The following is a 374-nucleotide window of genomic DNA, read 5'->3' on the forward strand; positions in this document are numbered from 1 at the left end:
GAAGATTTGAGTAAAGGTCATTTACGACAAAGGGAGGTTGCGATGACTGACTCGCAAACATAAACAATCGACAATTGATATTGCGAGTGACATAGTTCAGTGCATCTTCATCGGTGAAATCCTGGCAAGCGGCTTGAATCACATGCAATTCTTCGCTTATATGCGAGAATGGTTTGCCTCTGGATTGTGAAATTACAGAAAGCAAAGCGTGATCAAATGAGTCGGAATCAAATTTTTTGTCTATCTCCAATCCTCTTGCAATTATAATAGTCATAAAGATGCAGATGGCATTCATCTCACGTAGGAGTTCACGACCCATATTAACTCAGTGACTATCCGGAAAGTGGCATTGCATGCAAGCCATTGTCCATGAG

1 protein-coding gene is annotated in these 374 nt (G+C 41.2%); it reads right to left on the bottom strand.

Features of this window, described 5'->3' with window-relative positions:
- On the bottom strand, positions 1-319 hold a 319-nt coding region (locus tag BGIM_RS67605), incomplete at its 3' end, for a hypothetical protein (RefSeq protein WP_238537829.1).
- Positions 320-374 lie beyond the last annotated feature (55 nt).

The sequence above is a fragment of the Zavarzinella formosa DSM 19928 genome (assembly GCF_000255705.1).
GTDB lineage: Bacteria > Planctomycetota > Planctomycetia > Gemmatales > Gemmataceae > Zavarzinella > Zavarzinella formosa.